Here is a 23,737-nt window from a genome sequence, read left to right as displayed (position 1 = left end):
TTGTAGCAAAAAAATCAAATTTTGTTTAAAAAATGTAATAAATTTTTTGTTTTAAACATTTAGTTAATATGATTAAGTATTAAGATTTTGTAAAATATTTTTACAAGTATAATTATAGTCCTTTTAGAAAAACAAAATAGCAAAATTAGCTTTATTTTTAAAATTATTAGTTCTCACTTAATTTTGTGTAAATATTTATAGAAATATATTGTAAAAAATCAAAAACATTTTATAATTTATTATTTTATAAAATTAAAAACAATTCAAAATTACAAAGGAAAAAATGGCAAATTTATTTGACCCAACAAAAGTTAGTTCTCCAGAAGGTTTTTCACCAAATGTAGACAACACTACAAGAAAACCAGCTGCAAGCACTGCTGCAAAAATTATTTTTTGAGTTTTTGGAACAATTTTACTTTTTGCAGCTCCAATTTATTTCTTTGTTAGAAGAAATAGTTTGATTAGAGAACAAACCGAAATAAATCAAGCAGCAAGTACTATTGAAACACAATTAGCTAAAAGAGCAGATACACTTATCAAAGTTTCAAACCTAATTAGTTCTTACAAAGAACATGAAAAATCATTATTTTCAGATATTGCCCGCCTTCGTTCAATGAGAAACTCAGGTGGTCAAATTGCAAATAGTAGTGAATTGAATGAATTAACAAACAATGTTTTTTCAAGAATGGCTTTAACTTTTGAAAATTATCCAGAATTAAAGGCTAGTGAGTTATATAAAGAAGGAATGGAACAATCTATTTACTTAGAACGTGAAATTGCTGCAGCTCGTCGTGTTTACAACTCTAAAGTAACTAACTTCAACTCAGGTATTTTTACTTGACCTACCACAGTTATTTCTAGCACTTTAGGTTTATCAACTTACCCATTATTTCAAGCTACTGCTACTCAACGCGCAGATGTTGATATGTCAAAAATCTAAAGTATTTTAAACTAACTAAAAAACACCAAGTATTTGGTGTTTTTTTATTTTAATTTTTCTAACTTGCCAAAATGAGGTGGATCGATATTGGTTTCACTTTCAAAATATATTTCAATAAAATCATCTTTTGTTTTTCTTGTTGTTTCAATTAGTTTTATTTGTTTTAGTCATGTTCAAAACTGCTTTTGTTCTGAAAAACTAAAACTAAATTTGTAATAAAATTTTTGAGTAAAATCAATTAATTTACTTTCTTCAAGCACTTGTTTAGTGCTTTGCAAATATGATTTGCTTAGTGGTCCAACCCCGAGTTTGACACCTCCGAAATAACGAACCACTACAACACAAATTTGAACAATATTTTGGTGTTCCAAGATTTTAAAAATAGGTTGACCAGCGCTTCCTTTAGGCTCGCCAGCATCATAAAAACCAAAATTATTGCTATCTAATCTTCATCCATAACAAATGTGACTAGCATCATTGTGTTGATTTTTGACTTGCTGAACCAAATTTTTTACTTCACCTTTATGAAAAATTTTAAAACTATAAGCTACAAAAATAGATTTTTTAATTTCATAAATTATTTTGCAGTTATTAACAATAATTTTAGACATTAATTTGAAATTTTATCATTAACTTTAGAATATAAATGAGATACATTACAAAATTAATTATTTTTTTTAGAAATATTAATAATTTTGTGAAATTTTTTTATTTTTCAAATATATATTTGTTGATTCTAATAAAATTTAACTTGCATTTTTATAAAAATGCTTAAAAAATTAATAAATAAAATAAATTAAATTACAGAAAGCAATTTAATAAATGAAATTAAAAAAAATTTTATCTATTTTGCCAATTTTGGCAACTACAACAATTTTAGTTGCTTGTGGCACTGTTAGTGCTCAAGATCCTAAAATTGAGCAAAAAAACGAAACACCTACAATATTAAATAAAGAAGTAAAATTTGCTACTTCACAAGGCAAATTTTGACCACTTATTTATGCACTTGATGCCAAAGGTGAGCATAAAACAGGATTGATTCCTTATTATAATCAAACTTTTAAAAATGATGAAGATTTTGTTCCAGTCAGATTGCAACTTAATGAAGAGACTAAAGCAGAAACTCAACTTGAAACTGCCAATAATCTAACAAAAGCATTTTCAACAAATAGCAAAAGCTTTCCATCAATAATTTTAGGTGATGTAACATCCGCAATTGCAGCAAATCAACATAATAGATTGTTAGATTTGTCAACAACTAAATTAAACCCCAACTTATTTAAAAAATCAATTGTTGAAAATTACAACAAATTAAATCTTGGCAACAACAAATTATTTAATATTCCATTTGATATTAAAGATGTTGATGCTATAGGTTTTAATCTTGATAACATAGCAATTATTTTTGATTTAATTAAGCAAGGCGGTGGGAGTGTTGATGAATCTATGGATATTTATCAAAAAGCTATAGATTCCAAGGATAAAGGAAATTCCGTGCCCAAAAATAGTTTATTTAGAGCTATTAAAGCAAAAACAAATCACATTTTTGCAGGTTTAACAATAAATAAAGAGACTTTTACAACTATTGAAAGCGCTTTAGGATTTGCTAACAAATTTGTTGATGGAATTGAAATTGATTCGTCAAAAATTGAAAACTTAGATAATGAAACTGATAATATTTCAATTTTTGACATTGATTATGCAGATCAATCATTTATTAAAGATATAATTTCAAACACTGGCAAAGCCTTGTGAGATATTAAAACAAAAAATGGAAAAACTTCTTTTGAATTTCCTATTAATTTAGATTCTCAACTACAAAATGAGTTTAAATTAGCTTATGATAAATTTACAAAAGAAATTAAGCAAGTTAAAATCCAAGTGAATGGAAAAGAGAAAATTATTCAAGCCATTCAATTTAAAAATTATAAGAAAAAAGGTGGATTTGGTGAGTGAGGGAGTCATGATATTTTGCTATATCGCACTGCTTTTGGATATATGCCTGGAATATCTATGGATGGAGAAAAATCCCGATTTTTATTCCCTAAACAAGTTACTAAATTTGCAACATATCAAGATGTTTATGCAATTGGACAAGCACTTAAATCAATTCCAAATTCTACCTATTTAGCATATTGGTCAGGAGGTTCATCGCTTATTCCTATCAAAAGTGATGATAAAATAATTAATAAAGGAACTATTAAATTTTTAGAGTGACTTTTCACTGGTGATAACACAATCACTGGGAAAAAAATGAGCAACCTTGACTATATTGCAAAAGTTGGGGCTTACTTTGTGCCGACAAAAGAGTATGTTAGTGAAATTAAATTAAATGAATTAATCAAAGAACGAGATGCTCTTTTAACTCAAATTAAGGAAGAGGAAAAAACTACTGGTCCAACTTTCAAACTTCAAGGTGATGATGCCAAAAATATCAACTGACAACTTTATACTACATTAGGTAATTTAAATGCAACTATTTTGTCTATGCAATCAATGTTGGACGCACTAAAGCAAACAAGTGATAAAAAAATAAAATTACTTTTTGACAGTAGTGATTTAAAAGCTAGTAAAATTGCAACTACAATTGGCGATTCTCTTATTGAAAGAACTGATTTTGAAAAACCAACAATCAAAACTAGTGAACAAATTTTAAGTTCTATAAAGGGTATTGTTGATTCGGATTAAAATAAATTAATACTTTTCAAAATAAAAAAATTGAGTATTAAAATTACTCAATTTTTTATTTTTTACTCAATAAAACAAACTAACTAAAACTTTTACTATTAACCTTATTGATAAATGGTGAAAATATTAAATAAATAGTCAAAGGGACTAAAACAGCAAATAGTGAACCTGCAGCTTGAATATTTTGAAAAGTCCCTTGAGGATTTTGTCCTGTATAACTAAATCAAATTGAAATAGTTGCTTGGTCTCTAAAAGCAAAAATGAAATGTGGCCATAAATAGTCATTTCAAGCCTGTATAGATGAAAAAATAATAATTAAATAGTAACCCATTTTAAGTTGTGGAAAGAAAATTAATTTAAATTGAGAAAAAGTTGATAAATTATCAATTTTGGCAAGTTGCAATTTATCTTGTGAAACAGTTTCAATACTTTTGTATAAAAAATAAAAACTAAAAAAAGAAAAAATTTGATTTATTACTAATGAAAATATAGGAGATTTATCAACAATGTTATTTGCATTTAATAATTTTGCCAGCCCAATATAGGTTGTAACTTCAGGAATCATTGAGACAATTGCAAAAATGCTTAAAAAAATAATTTTAGCTTTTTTGCTAGCTCATCAAATTCCAAAAATTCCAAGAGTATACAAAGTTAAACGGAAAAAGTTGACTAAAATAATAGTTCCTAAAGAATTGCCAAGCCCATTTCAGAAATTTTTATCTATTGATTGCTTGAAATTTTGAAAAAAATAACCACTAATTTTTAAACTAGCATCAGGGTTGTCTTGTTTTGCAATTGGCAATGAAGCACTAACTATTAAATAATATAAAGGGAATAAAAACAAAACTAAAACACAAGAAAGCAAGGCTCACAAAAATATTTGTCCTAAAATCCCAGAATAATTTCACTTATTTTTAAACACGTTTCACCTTTGTGATTTTTTTAAAAAACTGATAAATTTTAATTCATATTTTTGGATTAAAAATAATAAATGAACTAAAAATAGCTATTAAAAATAGCAATGAAATAAAGGAAGCAGCATTTCTTTTGTATAAATTATCTTTTGATGAATCTATAATATATGAAGCAATGGTGTGTCCTTTGTGCAAATTTAAATTAGTTGCACCTGTGATGACGGGAGGATAAAGCATTGTTGCAAAAATGAAATTGGTGTATGCAATAACAATAAATTGCACACCAATTTCCTTGAGATAAAGATTAACAACTTTATCTCATAAACTTAATTTGTCAATAACAAAATTTTTGCGATATCTGTTGTTAATATTAGAAATAGCAAAGAAAAACAAGACAGTATTAAATGGAATTGCTCGTCAAAGTTGATAAATTATATAAAGTCAAATTAAGTCAATTGCTTTTTTGCCTGTTCCAAAAGAAAAATCAATGCCTAAAATTTTGGAAAGCATATTTTTTTCTCCAAATAAAAAGGTAAATGAGAGGCCAATAGCAAAAGCTGAAATGAAAAATTGTGAGTACAAAGCAGTTACAAAAAATTTTTGACTGATTTTTGTAGACAATTTGTCTAAAAGCAAAGCGATTAAAAATCCGCCAAATAAGGCAATTGGTGAACTAACAAAAAATAAAATTGTGCTATTTTGAATTGCATTATTAAAATTCGCATCCACTAAAAGCTTTTTATAATTATCAATGCCAACTGTTGTTTGTGGTCCAAGTGGATCTTGGATTTTAAAAGATTGAACAAATGCATCAACAATAGGATAAATTGAAAAAACAAAAATAAACATCAATATTGGACTCATTAGGAAAATACTAACTAAATTTTGCTTTTTAACTTTTAGTTTGACTAATTTTTCACTAAAGTTCATAAACTCTCTGTCCTTGTTTGTCAAAAAATAAAACTTTGCTTTCATCATATTCAAGTTCAACAAACTGATTTTCAAAGTTTTCAGTTGTAATTAGTTCAATTTGAACTTGATGTTTTTTGTAAAAAATCTTAGTTAAAAAGCCATCTCCTATATTTTTTGAACTAATCACTTCATTTGTTGTCCCTTTTGAAACTTTAATATATTTACCTCTAATATAAGATTCAATTTCATTATGTTTTCCAAGAAAAATAATTTCAGGATTACCTATGAATTTTGCAACAAAAAGGTTTTTTGGATTTTCAAAAAGTTCTTGTGGTGTGCCAAACTGGGCAACTTCTCCATCTTTTAATAAGACAACAAGATCACTAATTTTAAGAGCATCAACTTGGTCATGAGTAACAAAAATAATTGACAAGTCAAATTGATTTTTGATATTTTCCAATCATTTTATAGTTGATTCTTTGATTTTCGCATCTAAAGAAGCAAAAGGTTCATCCATTAAAACTAGATCATTTCCTTTAATAATTGCTTTGGCAAAAGCAACACGTTGTTGTTGTCCCCCACTGATTTGACTAGCTTTTTTGAATTTGATATTTTCAATTTGCAAAATTTTGAGCAAATTGTCAACTTGTAATTCAAAAATTTGCTTTCTTTGTTTTAAAAAATTCAAAAATAATTTAGGTCGCAATAGCAATGTAAATCAAAATTTATATTTGTAAATTTTAAAATAAAATTTTTTTGATTTGTTTAAAAAAAAGATTGCTGATCTAAATTATTTAATAATTTTTGTTTATTATTGTCAGTTAATTTATTAGACTCAGAAATAATTTTTTTATAAGTGGAATTTGTTCATTTTGTAGAATTTTTTGTGCTAATTCACAAATTTTTAATAACACTAACTTGCTCATACAAATTGTTTTTTTGCATTATATAACCAATGTTTTCAAAACTCTTGTAATTGACAATTTGGTTATTTGAGTTTAAAAACCCAGCTATTAAATTTAAAAAAGTTGTTTTACCTGATCCAGATGGTCCAAGCAATGTAATAATTTTTTTAGGTGGCAAAGTTAAATTTGAAATTTTTAATTGATATTTTTTATCATAAGAAAAATTTAAATTTTTTACTTCTATTAACTTTTCGTTTTGCATAAAAATATTCTCATTTTAATAATTAAATACTTTAATTATAGTAAAATTTAAGTTTTTTACATTTTTTTTAAAAATATAATGAAAAAAAATGAAACTTTTTTAATTTATTTAATAATATAAAATATTTTTATAGAAAGCGATTTTTTAATGAAATTTAAAAAAATTTTATTTGGGTTGCCTGTTTTGGCCCCAATAGCTATTTTAGCATCTTGTGCTAATGTTAATAGTTCTCAATCAGAAGAAAGTGCCAAATCATCAAATCCAGCAAAAACCACCCCTGTAGATCAAACTAAAGAGGATAAGAATGGTTCTCACTCAGATGAAAGTGGCAAATCATCAAATCCAGCAGAAACCACCCCTGTAGTTCAAACCAAAGAGGTTAAGTTTGCTACTTCACAAGGTAAATATTGACCACTAATTTTTGCTCTAGATAGTCTCGGGCAACACAAAAATGGGTTAATCCCATATTACAATGAAAAATTTAAAAATGACCCAGATTTTGTTCCAGTTAGATTACAATTACAAGATGAAACAAAAACTAAAACTCAACAAGATACTGCTGATAACTTAGAAACAGCTTTTTCTACAAAAAGCAAAGATTTTCCAGCTCTTGTTTTAGGTGATGTTACATCTGCAATAGTTGCTAATCGAAACAATAGATTATTAGACTTATCATCATTATCATCTAAATTAAATCCAAGTTTATTTAATCAAGAAGTGGTTAATAATTATAATAAATTAAACCTAAGCAACAATAAATTATTCAATATTCCTTTCAATGTAAATGATGTTGATGCTACAAGTTTTAACTTAGACAACATGGCCATTATTTTTGATTTAATCAAACAAGGTGGTGGAACTGTTGATGAAAATATGGAACTCTATAAAAAAGCTATGGAATCAAAAAATAAAGGGAATTCAGTTCCAGCAAATAGCTTATTTAAAGCAATCCAACCAAAAAGTAATACTGTTTTCAAAAATATGCACATTAACCAAAGCACCTTCACAACAATTGAAAGTGCTTTGGAATTTGCTAACAATTTTGTTGCTGGAATTCAAATTGATTCATCCAAAACAAGCATTTTAAATGATGAAACTGCAAATATTTCAATTTTTGACATTGACTATGCACACCAATCACTTGTTAAAGATGTTATTTCAAACACTGGTAAAGGTTTATGAGACATCACAGATAAAACAGGTACTCCATCTTTTGAATTCCCAATTGATACAGATGCTAGTTTACAAGATAAATTTAAATCAGTTTATGATAAATTTACAAGTAAAATTAACACAATCAAAACTCAAGTAAATGGAAAAGACAAAATTATTCAAGCAATTCAGTACAAAAACTACAAAAAACCAGGTGGATTTGGTGAGTGAGGAAGTCACGACATTTTACTATATCATACTGCTTTTGGATATGTTCCAGGTGTAGGTATTAAACAATCAATTGACACAGCTACATCTCGTTCACTTTTCCCAGATCAAATTGCAAACTTTGCAACCTATCAAGATGTTTATACAATTGGACAAGCTTTAAAAGCAACACCAGATGCTCCTTATTCAGCTTATTGATCAGGTGGTTCATCAATTATTCCTATTAAAACAGATGATGAAAAAATCAACAAAGGCGCAGTTAAATTCTTAGAGTGACTCTACACAGGAACCAATGATATAACAGGTAAAACTATGAGTAACCTTGACTACATTGCTGAAGTTGGAGCTTACTTTGTCCCAACCAAAGATTACATAACTCAAACTAAATTAGATGAGTTAACCAAAGAACGTGATGGAATTTTGGCTCAAATCCAAGAGGCAGAAAAAACCACTGGAAAAACATTTGAAAAACAAGGTGATGCAGCTAAAGACATACAATGAAATCTTTATGCTAAATTAGCTAATTTAAATTCAGTTATTTTATCAATGAAATCAATGCTAGAAGCACTAAAACATACAAATGATGGGCAAACCAAATTCCTCTATGACAGTAGTGATCCAAAAGCTGGTAAAATTAGCAAAACAATTGGTGACTCACTTATTGAAAGAACTAATTTTGAAAAACCAACAACCAAAACTAGTGATGGAATTTTAGACACAATTAAAGGGATCGTTGAGTCCAACTAATTGTTTTAAAACACTATTAGTTTTAAATTAAAAAAAATTGAGTATCTAAAAAATACTCAATTTTTCTTTTTTGAATTTGAAAATAAACCAAAAATTGTAAGAATAAAAGCAACTATATATTATAAATGCTAATTTGTGGTAAAATTTAAAGAAATTTTGCAAGGAATTATAACTATGAATATAAAAAAAATTAAAACTATTTTTGCTACTTTGTCAGTGAGTGCTACACCAATTTATCTTGTTGCTTGTGGTCAACAAGAAACAATTAGTAAAGTTAGCCTTCAAAATGTGACATCAACATCTGCACAATTAATTCTTAGCAATGTTTCAAAGGTTGAAGTGGGAGGTAAAGAAGATTTTGGTAAATTTGAAGTTCAATTAAGAACAAAAGATGGCGAATATAAACCAATGCCTATCACTGACCAACTAATTGGTCACAAAGAACGCCAAGTTATTATAACAATTGATAATTTAAAACCTAATACTGAGTATGCTGCAAGAATTTTTCAACAACTTCCAACTGAAAAAAAAGAACTTTTTTTCAGCAACCACAGTTTTACAACTTCCCAAGCCCCTCAAATCACAAATTTTAAAATTGTGCCTGTAACAGATACATCAAGTCAATATTCCTTTGATGCAACAATAACTGACAATGCCTTGAAAAATAAATCAGTTGAAGTTAGAATTGCCAAAAGTAATGAATTAAGTAGTGATAAATTTAAGCAAACATTTTTTGATAACCAAAAAAATGATGGTTTACTTCATATTCATTTAACCAACCTTGAACGCAATACCAATTATCAAATAATTGGTTTTTATGATAGTCAAGGTAATCCAATTCGTTTTGAATCAAATGCAGTTTTAAACTTTAAAACCAATGCTGATGTTATTGATTTAAAATTATTACCACCAAATCCTGAAGAAAGTGCAATTGATTCACAACTCAAAAATATTAAGCAATATTTTGCAGTTAAATTTGCTCCAGGCGTGGTAAATAGTTCTAATGTATTTAACTACAAACTAATTTTTAAAGCAAAAACTAAACCACAAGCTCCTGAATACATTAAAAATAATCAAAATAAAGATCAAACATATGAAGCAACATTTTCGAGAACAGATACAAATACTGGTGAGCAAATTTTTGTTGCAAACTTCCCATGAAGAAGTGATTATTATTTCTTTTTAACTTCAGTTCATAACCAATTAATTTCAAATAGCAACCAATTTGATCCAGATAATGGAAATGGAACCAACTCACTTCAAATTAATCCTGCAATTTTGAAAACACCTTTCAAAATTAATAACCCAGAATCTAATTAATAAAAAACAAAAAAAAAAAAAAGAACCAATTTGGTTCTTTTTTAATTTCATATTAAAAATTTAGTATTAAAAAACATCAACATTTAAGTTTTTTTAAATCTCGATTTAGTAGTTAGATTTTTGTTTAAAACAAAATAAAGTGCTATAATTTTTTTAGGAGGTGAATTTAAAAGTAATAGTGATAATTTTGATAGGTTCTAGCTTAATTTTAATTCGAATAGGCAAACCTATTCCATCTGATTAAATTTTAGTTGATAACATATTAAATCAGACCTTCTAAACAAAATTGTGTTATTCTTTCAGTGTTTATAGTTAAGTTGTATATACATTTAAGTTATTCTAAATAACTTTATTTATTATTTTCATAATACAAAATTAATGTTAGAACTTATCAAAATTATTTCTATTATCAAATGTGTTAAATAAAATATCATTCAAAAATAACGTTTTTGTTAAAAATGCTATTTTTTAATATTTAAAATTAAAAAAAGCTAGATTTTTATAGTAAAATTACTATGAAATAGTTTACTTAATTTTTTTAACAATTTTAATTAACAAAAGGATTTTAATATGGCAGAAAAAAGCGCAATTAATAAAGGTGTCCACAAACAAAAAAATCTCAAGTTTTTAATAGGTTTAGCTTGAGTGACTGCTTCTGTACTTGCAATTGGTGGTTCTGTTGGTATTTCTTATGCACTTGCCCAAACTCGTGTAACTGATTATTCTAAAATTACATCAGAATTAGAAAAAATTGCCAAACAAGTTGATGCAGTATCTTTTCGTTCAAACAAAATAAGTCCTTTTAGTAATTTTAGTCAATTAAAAAGCGAATGAAATCAAAGCAATGACACAAAAAAAGCAAGCGATTTTTTTGTTTTACAAAAATTTGTAGATGGACAATTTATTAATTTTAATTTGCCAAGTTCTTATTATGTAACTTTTTCTAAAGTTACACCAAATGATAAAAGTCAAGCCTTTGATATTGAATTTTATATTACCACTCAAATTAATGGTAAAACTTTTTATTCTAAAAAAATAAATACAAGTGTTCTAATAAATGTAGAATCAACCTTCTTTTTAAGCAACTTTAGCAGTGCGACCAAAATTTTGTTTAATGATGCTCTTAAACCATATAATAGTTCTTCAGATGGTCACAAATTGGCCAAAATAACATTAGCTAGTGATTTTGTTGCTGATGTAAATCAAGCCAAAACATCTAAAGAAGCTATTGCAAAAATTAATAACTATTTTAATATTGAGCAGCTAATTAACAATTTATTAAATAATTCTAATTTTTTTGTTAATTTTGATCACAAAATTATTAAACCTTATTCAATTTCATTAGAACCAGCCTTTAAAAATAATGATGAAATAAAATGACTTATTCCTTCAACAACTGCCACCGATACTTTTGAAGGTTATCTTAAATTAGGTTTTAATGATGAGGCCAAAAAGTTATTTCCAAAAAATTTTAACTCAGATTTAACCACTACAGTTCGTTTTGAAATTGCAAATAATCAAACCAAATTATCACCTTTTATTAGCACTAGTGATTTTCTTGGACAGGTCAACATTGAATCTCCAGTTGCTAAAAATTATTACTTTTCCAATTCACAAATTCAATCATTAGGACTAAAAACCACTGCTGATGAAACTATAGAAGATGATTCACAAACAAACAAACCAGCACAATCAAGAGCAAAAGAAGATATTTCCAAAAAAAGTCTTATTAAAGTTTATCGTGAACTTAAATTCAAGCAAGGTCAATTATTAAATACATCAGATGAAGCTAAATCTATTTTAAATTCTTTTTTACAAACAGATTTACCAATTAATTTTAATGAATTAGATCAAGCATCTGATGAAGTTCACAAACGTTTTAGTTATGAAATAGATGTTGCAAATATTGTTGTAGGTGGAGATGCCACTTCCACTTATATTAGTGTGCCTTGAAAAATTTTATATAAATCAGCATCTTTAAATTTAAGTAAAAATGTAACTATTTTACTTCGTCAATATGAGCAAGTTCCTGGTCAACCAGGTTCTTATCAAATTAAAGGTGGAGTGCCAGTTGTTCCTTATATTGCTCAAATTTCAAATGTTGTTGATAACACAACAACAAAAACAACAAGTGATACAACTGAGAAAAAACCACTAAAATCACACCAACTTATTTCATATGAAAAAATTGAAAAACTAGTTCAAGATCAAAGTTACAATAAATTGCTGGATTTGTTAAAAGATCCAAGTCAATTTGATTATACTTTTGTGGAACAACCATTTTTAAATGCTTGAATTTCTAAATACCAATTAGCAAAAATTAATGATTTTAATAGCCAAACTTTATTGCCAGTTCACATCAAGGATAACGAATACGCTCAAGTATTTTTTGATAGTAATTTATCATTTGGTCAGTTTGCAAATAAAATTTTACAATTAAGTGAGCAACAAAATCTTGCCTATCTAACTCATTTATTTAATGTTTTAAACAAAGATAATGAACAAAAACAAGAAACTACCAAGGGTAACGCGAATGCTACAAGTAGTGAAAATGGTGTGCAAAATGGGCAAACTAGTTCATCAAGCCAAGTAGGTAATAGTAATTTACAAGCACAAAATGCTGGCACACAAGCTACACAAGTATCATCATCTACTACTGAAACAGCAGAAACTGAATCTGAAACAACTAACTCACAAGTTATCAAATCTTTAAAACTAGTTCAAAAGACATTTGCTATTGATTTGCTTGATAAATTAATAAAAGCAGTTGAAAAAGAACAATCCCAATTAACTGCTTCATCTTTTGCTAAATTATTTATTTCAACTTATAATGCTGATGATAATATTAAGGATTATGATAATTTTGCAAGATCATTAAGATACAACATCAAGTTTGACAATACAAAAGAAAATTCAAAACAAGCTATTGCAACACAAGTTGCAGATGTAAGTCAAACTACATCTAATACTCATACAACTCAAGATTCATCTTCTCAACTTCCAAAAGATGATAAACCTTTGGAACTAAGTTATCATTATGAGTTTTATGAAGTTGGAAATCCAAGTAAAATAGTTTTTAAAACTAGTGAACAAAAATTAGATTTAATGGTCTCCAGTGCTTCAAACAAAGAAGTAGAAAACATTAGTTTGGCAAAACAAGTTACAAGTAACTTGCCAGCTCAATTACATCAATTGGTTTTGAAAAATAAAACTTTAGATGAATTTAAGAATAAATTTAATGGACAAAAAATGAATGTTTTAGAAACTGCTAAAGCATTTCAACAATTTTTTGGATACCAAAAATTTATGGAAATTCAACCACTATTGAGAGGTTTAGCATTATTATATGAACCAAATGGTGTTTCAACAAATTTTGTTGGTGAGACAACACTTAAATTCTTTTTAACAGAAATTCCTAAAGAAGATGAAGAAAAAATTGTAAAAGATGTTGCAAATGATCCAGATACTCCAGCACAATCAAGGGCACAAACCCCTCCAACAACAGCTGGAAGTCCAAGTGGTAATGCTGGAGGAAGTAATGCAGCCGGTTCGTCTAACAATCAAGCAGGCGGTTCCACTGCTAACCCCACACTTGCTACACAACCACAAGCTACTCATTCTCAACAAAATGGGCAAGCACAAACTGCAACTCAAACCCAACCTAAAGAGCCCAAACCAATTGGTTCAAGTATTATAGTATTTACAGTTTCAGAAGCTAAGGATGGCCAATAATATGAAACATATTTTAGTTAAAAAAGTATCACATGTTAAAGCAATATTAATTTTAGGAACAGGACTTTTAGTGCCTGCAGCTGCAATAGCTGGCGGATGGGCTACCTACAATTATTTTGAAAATAAAAATTATAAAAGTTTTGTAGAATTTGGTAAAACAGAGCAATTAGCAGGTGCTTCAACACCTCTTACAAACGAAAATTTTGTAAAACAAATGGAAAGTTTGCCGCTTGAAGCAAAATACAAGCAATATTCACCAAGTCAAATTTTTAATTTAGTTTTGGATAAAAAAAATCCTATTAATTTGATTAGTATTTTTGATTTAAGTGATTTTAAACAAAAATACCCAAATATTAAAGTTAATGCTTATTTTATTACTAGTGACTTGGCAGCAAATAACACCATTGCCACAGCACAACAACTTGAAAATGTTTTATTTACTGCAGTTGATAATGCAACCAACCAAATTTATTCAAGTGTTGTAAATGTTTCAGGATTTGGTGAAGCGCAAACAACTCGTGTACCAGTTTTTAGTGTTGATGAAACTCAATCAAAATTAGTTTATAAAAATTTTGACTTAACTGATAATATTTTACCATCAACACTAGCAAGTAAAATTCAAAGTTTTTACACTAGTCACAATCAAGATTTTGGTCAAACAGTTTCTAATTTTGGAAGTTTAAAACTTATTGATGCAAATGGAAGCAATATTGTAGTTCCTTCAGAATTGAGACTTGATTTTGCTAAGAACTCTGAAAATCAAATTGCTTTTGACAAAATTGATGACAACAGCGGATCTCTTATAGTTTCTGTAGAAATTTTAGATGGAAATAATAAAGTTAGTCAGTTCAAATTACAAATAACTAATTTAAATTCTTACAAATTAGCATTGCAAGAATTTACTAAATTAACATCGGATGTTACAAATCCAGATCGCAATCCTGTTAAGTTAATTGCAGACAAACAAAGAGAAATTGCTTTGAGTCAAAAAAATCTTTCAACCTTTTTCAAAGAAGGTCAAGATGTTACAGATTTTTTTGATTTTAGTGTTTTAAAACGTTATTTTAAACATTTGCATCCAACTTTTAGAGCTCAAATTGAACAAACTAATTTTCAATTAGATGCTCTTGGAGAAATCCAAGTTCGTGCTACTGTCGATTTTAATGCCTCAAGTTCAAATGCTCAAACTAAAGCCGAAAACTCTGAACTACAATCTTCTAAAGTAACAGCAACACCTGTACAAGCACTTTCTGATTTAACAGATAATCTTGACCAAGATGATGAAAATGCTGGACAAAGCCATTACTTCCTTTTTAATTTTCGTATTTTTAACAACTATGCTCAAGATTTTCTTAATGCAGTTGTTGAAAACAACAACTATTTTGTAGTTCGTCCTGAATATGGTTATGTAAATGCACTTGATATTATTGCAAAACTTGAAAACATCAATGTTGCTTATTATGCATTTTTAAAGAATTTAAGCGCACCTAAGGGATATGGGGTTGTTAGTTTAACAAATTCATCAAATTATGATAGTGTAACAGTTCAACAAGCTATAGTACATTCAGTTGAACAAACTTTTGATAATGTAATTGATTTTCCAAATTGAAAAAAAACTGTTAAACAAACAGTAATTGATCCAAGCACTGGACTTGCACTTGAGACCAAAGCTTCTAAAGCACTTGCAAAAATCTTTTCAAGTCTTAACAATATTATCAATCAACCTGGACTTAAAAATGACAAAGTTAATTACAATTTAAGTTTTGATAATGCATCTCAACAACTTATTATTGGAATTTCTATTTATAATGATAATAATGAAAGAGTTGCAACTCAAAACATCATCATTGCTGGTTTTGCACCATCCCTGCCAGCACTAACCACAATTAAAAATTTAGGTTCAGATTTATATTTTGATGGAGCAGCTTTAAAAACTGTTGATGAAAAAAATAAAGAAAGTAAAAAAGTATTACCATCACTTTTAAATAATAATTTCGTATTTGAAGCTAAGGATAATTCAAAACTAGAAGTTAATCAAGTTAATGGACTTAGTGGTATTATTTTAGATTCTGAAGAATTAACTTTAAAAAATAATACTCCAAAACCTGCACCACAATCAAATGCACTTCCAGGCACAAGTACTAGTGCAAGTGGTGGAGGAAACGCCGCTCAAACATTGCAAGCACAACAACAAGTTGTTCAAACTCAAAATCAACAACCATCTTCTTTTGGAATTGTATTCTCAGAAGATAATTCATTAGAAGAAAATAAACCAAGAATTATTTTGCAAGAGAAGCCAAAAAATACACAAGCATTGCAAGGAACTAATGTTCAATCAAATGGAACTAATAATAGTTTTGCATTATTTGTAGAAAAAGTATCTGATATTTCTAAAATTCAAGGATTTGAAAATCTAAAAAGCAAAAAGATTACTCAAGTTCAAAGTGGTTCTGCTTGAGTTATTGGATTTGGTAATAAGGATAATATTAGTGATTTAACCACTACTAGTTCCACTGGTGGAACTGATAAAAAAGTTGAAATTTTAGCAGCATTTCCAATTGAAGGAAATGAAAATTCAACTTCAAAGGCAACCACATTTGTTTTAACTATAGATAGAAATGATGGTAAAATTCAAGTCAATGCAGCAAGTTTTGATGGCGAAAATACAAAAAAACAAAATACTTTTGAACTTGATAAAAGTAGTAGTGGTAGTCAAGCAACAACACTTTTAGGAAATTTAGGAAAACAAGATTCAAACATTGTTTTAGGACCAGAAAAATCATCAACACCTACAACAACAACATTTGCTCCAATAACATCTGCATCACCAGTACCTTCTCAAACCACTTCTCCATCATCTCCAAGTTCTAACACTTCTCCAACAACACAATCAACTCCAAATGCTTCCAAAACAACATTGCATGCCTTAACTTTTTATAATGCAAAACAATCTGAATCTACTGATTCTACTAAACCATCTGTTGCCCCACAACAACAAACTCAAGCACCTTCTCAACCAGCAGTAACAGCAACAACTCCTACAAAAGAAGTACAACCAAGTGCTGTTTTTGAGGCCCTTCTAAAAAGTTATACAAAAAATTAGTAATTTAAATTTTAATAAAAATGAAAACTGCTTTTTTTAGTCCTAAGCAACTTGAACAACTTACAAAAAATGAAAAAAGTATTGTTAATTTAATAATCGAAAATCCTATTGTTTTTTACAATTCTTCAATTAAACAATTAGCATCTATTTGTAAGACTTCAATGGCTGTTATTTCAGTTTTGTCTAAAAAACTTGGTTTTCCTTCACTAAAAAGTTTTCAGTTTTATGTTTATCATAATTATTTAAGTTCACAAAAAATTAATAATAATTGCGAAAGTGATTCAAAATTTTGTGATAACAAACAACAAGTTCTTAACTCACTTAATTTATATTATCAAGAATCACTTTCGCAAACAGTTAATTTAATTGATATTGATCAAGTCTATAGTGCAGCAAAGATAGTTTTTAACAGTAAAAAAATTTATTTATATGGAGCAGGCTCTTCTCAGTTGGCAGCTCGTGAGCTTGGAATTAACTTGCAAAAACTTGGTTTTAATGCCTTTTGTTTTTCGGATTTTCACAATTTTTTGTTAATTTCAGGTCAAAAAAGTGATGCCTGCATTATTTTATTTTCAAAAAGTTGCACAACAAAAGAAATTGTGTTTTTATTAAATGAATTTGAAGACAAAGGCAAAAATTTAATTATTGTCACAGCAAATAAAACATTAGTGTCTCCAAATCATTTAGTTTTATATTATCAAACTCGCGAACAACAAAACAGATTTGTCTCCATTTCTTCCAAAGTTAATCAATTTTTTATAGCTGATTTAATCTTTTTTACCATCGCGCAAAATTTACCTTTAGAATTTCGAGAAAAATACCAACAAAATCTTGATTTATTAGCTCAATGAAACAAAGTTAAGATTAAAAAATAACTTGAAATTTATAGTATTCTTTTAAAAAATAATATCTAAATTAAAAAAATTTTTGTTTAATTTAAAATAAACAAAAATTTTTTTATTTTTAAAGCAAAAAAGCAATTTAAGTTGGAAAATAAAGGAAAATATAGAAAGGAAAATTATTGTTATGAAAATATTTACAATTGAAAATATATTTTTAAATCAAAAACTTGATTCTAAACAACAAGTTTTTGATTTTGTAGCTCAAGTTGCTGTTGAAAAAGGCATTGTAAATGATGGTAAGCAATTAGTGGTAGATTTGTGATCTCGTGAAGAACAAATTACAACTGGAATTGAACAAGAATTTGCAATTCCACATTGTCAAAGCAATGTTGTTAGCAAGCCAACTTTATTTTTTATTAGTTTGCAAACAGGTATTGATTGACAAAATTTTGATGGCACACTTGCTAAATATCTTTTTGTAATTTTGCTTCCAAAAGTAGAAAAAGATACAACTCAAGTTGAAACTCTTTCAAAAATAGCAACCTTAGTTTTAGATTCAAAAATAAGTTCAATTTTGAAATCTAATGATAAAAATGCTATTTTTGAAGCAATAACTAGTCAAAAAGAATCTGAAAATATTGAAGAGCAACAAGAAAAACCACTTGCAATTGGAATTACTTCTTGTCCAGTTGGTATTGCCCATACTTATTTGGCAGCAGAAAGACTAGAACAGGCACTTATAAGAGCAGGTTATAAGCCACACATTGAAACCCGCGGTTCAGTTGGAGCTAAAAATGTAATTAGCCAAAGTCAAATTACTCAAGCACAATTTGTGATTATAGCTGCTGATGTTGAAATTGATGATTCAATTTTTGTTGGCAAAAAAGTTTTAAAAACATCAACAAAAGAAGCTATTCACAAAAGTGACTCTGTTGTAGAAAAAGCTAAAAATGCATCAGTGCTCATCAAAGAAGGTAGTACAAATCAAATACCTACTAATGTGCAAGGGCAAAAAACAGGCTTTATTCGCCACATAATTACAGGAATTTCATATATGATTCCATATGTAATTTTTGGCGGAATTATGATTGCTTTATCACTTGGAATTGGAAAAGCAATTTATGGAAATAATTCTGCAGCTCCAAAAGGAGATTTCCTAGATTGGATGCTCCAAATTGGTGTAATTTCCTTCCAAATTATGATTGGAGCACTAGGGGCCTACATTGCTTATTCCATTGCAGGACGAGCTGCATTAATGCCAGGTTTTGTAACGGCCACAATTGCAAATAATGCCGGACTATTTTATAGCATCGGTGGCATCACAGTTGTGACACCGATGGGCTTTATTGGTGCTATCTTATTTGGATTTTTAGTTGGTCATACAGTTAAATATATAACTGCACTAAAAATCCAAAAATCACTAAGTGCAATTGTGCCAATGTTTGTAATTCCAATTGGAGTGACTTTATTTTATAGCTTAATTGTTATTTTTGTCATTGGTGCACCAGTTGGTTGAGTGATGGACAAATTTATTGATGGTCTCAAATCTATCTTTAGTGCTAAAGGTGAAATTAAATCAGTTAGTTTAGGAGTTGCCTTTGTTTTGGGAATTTTACTAGGCGGAATGGCAGGATTTGATATGGGAGGACCAATTAACAAAGTTGCCTTTTTAACTTCATCAGCGCTTGTAACTTCTGGTGTTTTCGAACCTATGGGAATGGTTGGAGCAGCCATTCCAGTTGCGCCACTTGGAATGGGGCTTACAACTTTAGTGTTTTATAAAAAATTTAACAAAGAAGAAAAATCTCTTGGAGTTTCTGCGCTCATCATGGGATTTATAGGTATTTCTGAAGGTGCAATTCCTTTTGCAGTTGCAGATCCAAAAAGAGTTATTTTAGCCAATGTAGTTGGTTCAGCAGTCGCTGGTGGGATTGCAGGATTGTTGTCAGTAACAAATGCAGCAGCACATGGTGGACCAATTGTAGCAATTTTAGGAGCTGTTGGTTCACATGTTCATGGTGTTGCTCTTGGTATTTTGTTCTTCTTTATTGCTATAATTGCAGGTTCACTAACTACAATGCTCATTTATGGATTTACACGTAACCGTAATTTTGCAATTTTAGATAAAATTGGATTAGCAATTAAAAAATCAATTACTTTTAAAGGTGGAAAAAATGCCTAAGAACAAACAAATTATTGCTTTTTGGTCAATTTTAGCAATTGCCATCATCACTTTTATTTTAGCTCTTGTGTTTTTAATTTTGGGTAGAGATAACTACAATATTTTTGTTGAACTTCATAAAATCATAGATTTAAGCGCTCAACAAGAAAATCAATTAAAGTCACTAAATACTTCTGAATACATTTATGGAGTGTTTTTGATAATCATTAGTATTTTGCTTTTTGTTTTTGAAACACTATTAGCAAATCATTTGTTTAACAAAAAATTAAAATAATGAAGTCTAAGTTTTATTTTTGTCGCCCATATTTTGAGCCAAAAATTTGAGCAGGAACTAATTTAGCAAATTATTTTAGTTTGAATTTTAATGCAGGGGAAGCTTGATTAATTAGTGCAGTTGCAGGCAAAGAATCATTAGTGGATGGAGTAATTTTAAGTCAATTTTATCAAGAAAATAAAGAGTTTTTTGGCAATTATGAGTCTGAAATTTTTCCAAACTTACACAAAATCATTGATGCTAAAGAACATCTAAGCATTCAAGTTCACCCAGATGATAATTATGCTAAAAAATATAATTCAAAAGGCAAAGATGAATGTTGATTAGTTTTAAATAATCCTGTACACCCATTTTTAATTGGATTGCAAGAAAAATATGTAACTAATTTTGATTTAACTAACAAAATTGTTGGCCAATTAAACAAAATTTGGTTACAAAAAGAAGACTTTTGCTATATTCCAGCAGGTTTAATTCATGCAATTCCATCAAGTGCTCTTGTCTATGAATTGCAACAAAGTAGTGATATAACTTTTAGAATTTATGACTATGAGCGCAAGGACAGCAAAGGTAACTTGCGAGAAGTACACACTCAAGAGTCCAGAGATACGATTAAATTTAACTTACAGCCAAAAGTTGTGCAAAATCAAGAACAATTAGTTCAAAATCAATATTTCAACTTATCTAAAATCTCTTTTGAAAACGTTTGAGATTTGATGCCGAAAAGCAATGTTTTTTGATATGAAATTGTTATAATTGATGGGTCAGGCACAATTGATGGCAAGCCTTTTAAAACTTATGATGCTATTTTAGTTACAGGTAATTTGAAGCAAAAAATTCAATTTAAAGGCAAAGCAACATTAACTATTAATGAAGTAATTTAATAAAAAATAGTGTTAAAAAACACTATTTTTTATTTTTTTGATAGAAAAATATAGATAATTAGTGTATTTTTCTATAAATTAATTTAACTAATTGGTCAATTGTAAATGGTGCTAAAGCAATTAATAAAAATAATAATTTTAAACTATCACCTTGGTAAACATCCATATGGAAAATAGTGTTTAAATAAGGAATAAAAGTTACAAAAACAACAGTTAAAAAACTAATTAAAAATCCAATGTGCAAGTATTTTTGTTGTGCAAATTTAAATGTGAAAATTGATTTATTACTTGCAAGTAAGTAAGAACAACTTGCTAAACTTGTTGATGCAACAAAAAAACTAATTCCAGATGCTTGCAAGTGGTCTTTTGAGCTAAAATAGTAAGTTAAAAGTGTTAAAGTAGTAATGCAAATTACTCAAATAATTATTTTAATTATTAGTTCTTTTGTAAGTAAATAATTATTTTGTTTTAAAAATTTTTTGTTCATCACTTGTGATTCTAAACTTGTCAAACTAATTGCTATGCCACCAAATGTCTCTGAAACAACATTGATTCAAAGAATTTGTAGTGAACCAAAAATATTGGTTTTAAACAACAAGGTTCCTATAAACATAGTTAGCAACATAACTAAATTAGCTATAAATAAAAAGCTAATTAGTTGTTTAATGTTCAAAATAGTAATTCGTCCATTTTTGATTGCATTATATAAAGTTGCAAAATTGTCATCTTCTAAAACAACATTTGCAACCTGTTTGCTAACCTGAGTTCCAGTTTGACCCATAGCAATGCCGACATTTGCTTTTTTAAGTGCTGGTGCATCATTGATACCATCACCAAGCATTGCAACTTGATATTTTTTTTCTTGTAATGCTTCAATAATTTCTAATTTATCCTCAGGTTGCATTCGAGCATAAACTCTATAATTTTCTAGTTGTTTTTTTCATTTATGATCATTCATTCACATTTGGCGATTAACTGCCAATTGTTGTAAATCATTTAATATAGCAGTCTGACTAGCAACAGAATTTGCAGTTGGCAAACTATCACCGGTAATCATAATAGTTGAAATTCCAGATTTACTCAATTTGGTAACAACATCTTTAATTTCAACTCTTGGTGGGTCAAAAAGAGCTATTAATCCAGTTATTTCAAGATTTTTGACTTGTTGCTCAAGATTTGTGTTGTCTTGAATTTTTGCAATAGCTGTTGCAAAAACACGATAACCTTTAGTGTGAAAAAATGCTAATTTTTCTTCTATTTGGTTATTTTTCGATTTTGCAAGTGGCAGCAAAACTTCTGGAGCACCTTTGAGATACAATAATTTTTGTCCATTTTCATCAATAGCAACCCCACTAAATTTTATTTTTGAACTAAAAGGAATTTTGCCAATTATTTGGGTTGTTGATAATAAGTTTTTTTGTTCGATGCCATATTTTTTTGCTTGTTGCAAAATAAGCACTTCTTCAGGATCGCCACGAAATTCTTCAATGCCATTTTCAAAAAACGAATAGGCGCTACAATTTAAAACAGTTTCTTTTCAAAACCTTTCAACTTCATTGTCATTTATTATGTGAATATCAACTATAGACATTTTGTTTTCAGTTAATGTTCCAGTTTTGTCACTGCAAACAACAGAAATATTTCCAAGAGCCTCAATAGTTGATAAATCTTTGATAATGGCTTTTTGTTTGGCCATTTTTTTAATACCAATAATTAAATTAATACTAATTAAAGGGACAAGCGATTCTGGAACAAAACCAATAGCTAGAACTAGTGAGACTACAATAGCGTTTTTAGATTGTTGGTAATCACCTTGAGCAACTGCGTAAATGTAAATAAAAAAGAAGATAATACTAATTAAAATAGCAACTATAGAAATGATTTTTGAAAACAAAATCATCTTCTTTTGCATAGGAGTTTGAGATTCTTTTGTGTTTAAGACTAGTTTTGCAATTTCCCCCATTTTAGTGTTTTCCCCAATTGCATAAACTAAAGCAATAGCTTGTCCTGAAATCACAGACGAACCTGCATAAATTTGACTATCAATTTGGTCAAAATCATTGAAATTTTCTTTAAAAATTGCATTTGATTCACCTGTGAGCATTGCTTCTTGGACTTGGAAGTTAATTTGTGAAATTACAAAGGCATCTGCCGCAACAATGTCACCAGCACTTAAAACAAGTAAATCTCCAATTTGTACCAAAGTGCTATCAATTTCCATCTTTTTTCCATCTCTTATCACAGTTGCTACGGGTGAGTTTAGATTTTTAATAGCATCTAAAGCTTGTTTAGTTTTATTTTCTTGTATTAAACTAAAAAAAATATTAATTGCAATGATAAATGCGATTAATATAGGTTCTAAATAAGCAACAATTTGTTCTGACAATTTGTTTTCATGATGAAAAACAATAGTTAAAATTAAAGAAATTATAATAACAAATAAAAGCACTATTGTAAGTGGTTCTAAAAGTAATTCCAAAATTCTTTTTGCAAGTGATTTTGGCTTAATAGTTGGCAATTGATTAATTCCAAAGTCGGACTTGGAATTAATAACTTGTTGCTTAGAAGGACCATTTGTTTTGTCAATTGCCATTAAAAAATTAATAATTTTTGTATCAATTTTCCTATTATTTTCTTTTTTCATATGCAAAAACC

16 protein-coding genes are annotated in these 23,737 nt (G+C 28.3%); 10 read left to right on the top strand and 6 right to left on the bottom strand.

Features of this window, described 5'->3' with window-relative positions:
* Positions 1-283 precede the first annotated feature (283 nt).
* Positions 284-940, top strand: coding sequence for a LemA family protein (locus MYB_RS02035; RefSeq protein WP_022934633.1), 657 nt, complete (start codon positions 284-286; stop codon positions 938-940).
* A 44-nt stretch (positions 941-984) separates the two neighbouring features.
* Here MYB_RS02035 and MYB_RS02030 read toward each other — a convergent pair whose 3' ends face one another.
* Positions 985-1,551 carry an IMPACT family protein gene (locus tag MYB_RS02030; RefSeq protein ID WP_022934632.1) on the bottom strand — a complete coding sequence of 189 codons (567 nt, stop codon included), beginning with the start codon at positions 1,549-1,551 and terminating at the stop codon, positions 985-987.
* A 211-nt stretch (positions 1,552-1,762) separates the two neighbouring features.
* On the opposite strand from MYB_RS02030, the gene MYB_RS02025 reads away from it, so the two are divergent.
* Positions 1,763-3,628: a P68 family surface lipoprotein gene (locus MYB_RS02025; RefSeq protein WP_022934631.1), complete on the top strand. Its 1,866-nt coding sequence runs from the start codon at positions 1,763-1,765 to the stop codon at positions 3,626-3,628.
* 79 nt (positions 3,629-3,707) lie between these two features.
* Here the strand turns inward: MYB_RS02025 and MYB_RS02020 are convergent, their stop codons facing one another.
* The 4 genes from MYB_RS02020 to MYB_RS03275 all read right to left on the bottom strand — a co-directional run bounded on the left by MYB_RS02020 (position 3,708) and on the right by MYB_RS03275 (position 6,621).
* Positions 3,708-4,550 (bottom strand): ABC transporter permease subunit, encoded by an 843-nt coding sequence (locus tag MYB_RS02020; protein WP_022934630.1) that lies wholly within the window; start codon positions 4,548-4,550, stop codon positions 3,708-3,710.
* On the bottom strand, positions 4,543-5,472 hold the full coding sequence (locus MYB_RS02015; RefSeq protein WP_025279632.1) for a carbohydrate ABC transporter permease: 930 nt from the start codon (positions 5,470-5,472) through the stop codon (positions 4,543-4,545). Before MYB_RS02015 ends, MYB_RS02020 begins: the two co-directional genes overlap by 8 nt.
* Complete coding sequence (locus tag MYB_RS03280) at positions 5,462-6,142, bottom strand: ATP-binding cassette domain-containing protein (RefSeq protein WP_236612624.1); 681 nt, start codon at positions 6,140-6,142, stop codon at positions 5,462-5,464. The genes MYB_RS02015 and MYB_RS03280 overlap by 11 nt, the downstream gene beginning before the upstream one ends.
* Positions 6,143-6,219: 77 nt before the next feature.
* Positions 6,220-6,621 carry an ATP-binding cassette domain-containing protein gene (locus MYB_RS03275; RefSeq protein WP_236612623.1) on the bottom strand — a complete coding sequence of 134 codons (402 nt, stop codon included), beginning with the start codon at positions 6,619-6,621 and terminating at the stop codon, positions 6,220-6,222.
* Between the two features lie 147 nt (positions 6,622-6,768).
* Here MYB_RS03275 and MYB_RS02005 point away from each other — a divergent pair, with 147 nt between their 5' ends.
* The 8 genes from MYB_RS02005 to MYB_RS01970 all read left to right on the top strand — a co-directional run bounded on the left by MYB_RS02005 (position 6,769) and on the right by MYB_RS01970 (position 21,082).
* Positions 6,769-8,748, top strand: a complete 1,980-nt coding sequence (locus tag MYB_RS02005; protein WP_022934629.1) for a P68 family surface lipoprotein — start codon at positions 6,769-6,771, stop codon at positions 8,746-8,748.
* Positions 8,749-8,922: 174 nt separating this feature from the next.
* On the top strand, positions 8,923-10,068 hold the full coding sequence (locus tag MYB_RS02000) for a hypothetical protein (protein ID WP_022934628.1): 1,146 nt from the start codon (positions 8,923-8,925) through the stop codon (positions 10,066-10,068).
* Between the two features lie 570 nt (positions 10,069-10,638).
* Complete coding sequence (locus tag MYB_RS01995) at positions 10,639-13,800, top strand: P97 family adhesin (RefSeq protein ID WP_022935439.1); 3,162 nt, start codon at positions 10,639-10,641, stop codon at positions 13,798-13,800.
* Between the two features lies 1 nt (position 13,801).
* Positions 13,802-16,903: a P110/LppT family adhesin N-terminal domain gene (locus MYB_RS01990; protein WP_022935440.1), complete on the top strand. Its 3,102-nt coding sequence runs from the start codon at positions 13,802-13,804 to the stop codon at positions 16,901-16,903.
* A gap of 20 nt (positions 16,904-16,923) precedes the next feature.
* Positions 16,924-17,778: a MurR/RpiR family transcriptional regulator gene (locus MYB_RS01985; protein ID WP_022935441.1), complete on the top strand. Its 855-nt coding sequence runs from the start codon at positions 16,924-16,926 to the stop codon at positions 17,776-17,778.
* Positions 17,779-17,929: 151 nt separating this feature from the next.
* Positions 17,930-19,927, top strand: coding sequence for a fructose-specific PTS transporter subunit EIIC (locus MYB_RS01980; protein WP_022935442.1), 1,998 nt, complete (start codon positions 17,930-17,932; stop codon positions 19,925-19,927).
* Positions 19,920-20,201 carry a hypothetical protein gene (locus MYB_RS01975; protein ID WP_022935443.1) on the top strand — a complete coding sequence of 94 codons (282 nt, stop codon included), beginning with the start codon at positions 19,920-19,922 and terminating at the stop codon, positions 20,199-20,201. Before MYB_RS01980 ends, MYB_RS01975 begins: the two co-directional genes overlap by 8 nt.
* A complete protein-coding gene (locus tag MYB_RS01970) occupies positions 20,201-21,082 on the top strand; it encodes a type I phosphomannose isomerase catalytic subunit (protein WP_022935444.1) in 882 nt (293 codons plus the stop codon). Before MYB_RS01975 ends, MYB_RS01970 begins: the two co-directional genes overlap by 1 nt.
* A gap of 58 nt (positions 21,083-21,140) precedes the next feature.
* On the opposite strand, the gene MYB_RS01965 is transcribed toward MYB_RS01970, so the two are convergent.
* Positions 21,141-23,726, bottom strand: a complete 2,586-nt coding sequence (locus MYB_RS01965) for a cation-translocating P-type ATPase (RefSeq protein ID WP_022935445.1) — start codon at positions 23,724-23,726, stop codon at positions 21,141-21,143.
* Positions 23,727-23,737 lie beyond the last annotated feature (11 nt).

Origin of the sequence: Mesomycoplasma bovoculi M165/69 (genome assembly GCF_000524555.1) — a bacterium.
In the GTDB taxonomy this organism is placed as follows: Bacteria; Bacillota_I; Bacilli_A; order Mycoplasmatales; family Metamycoplasmataceae; genus Mesomycoplasma; species Mesomycoplasma bovoculi.
This window is presented reverse-complemented; position numbering and strand designations above follow the sequence as displayed.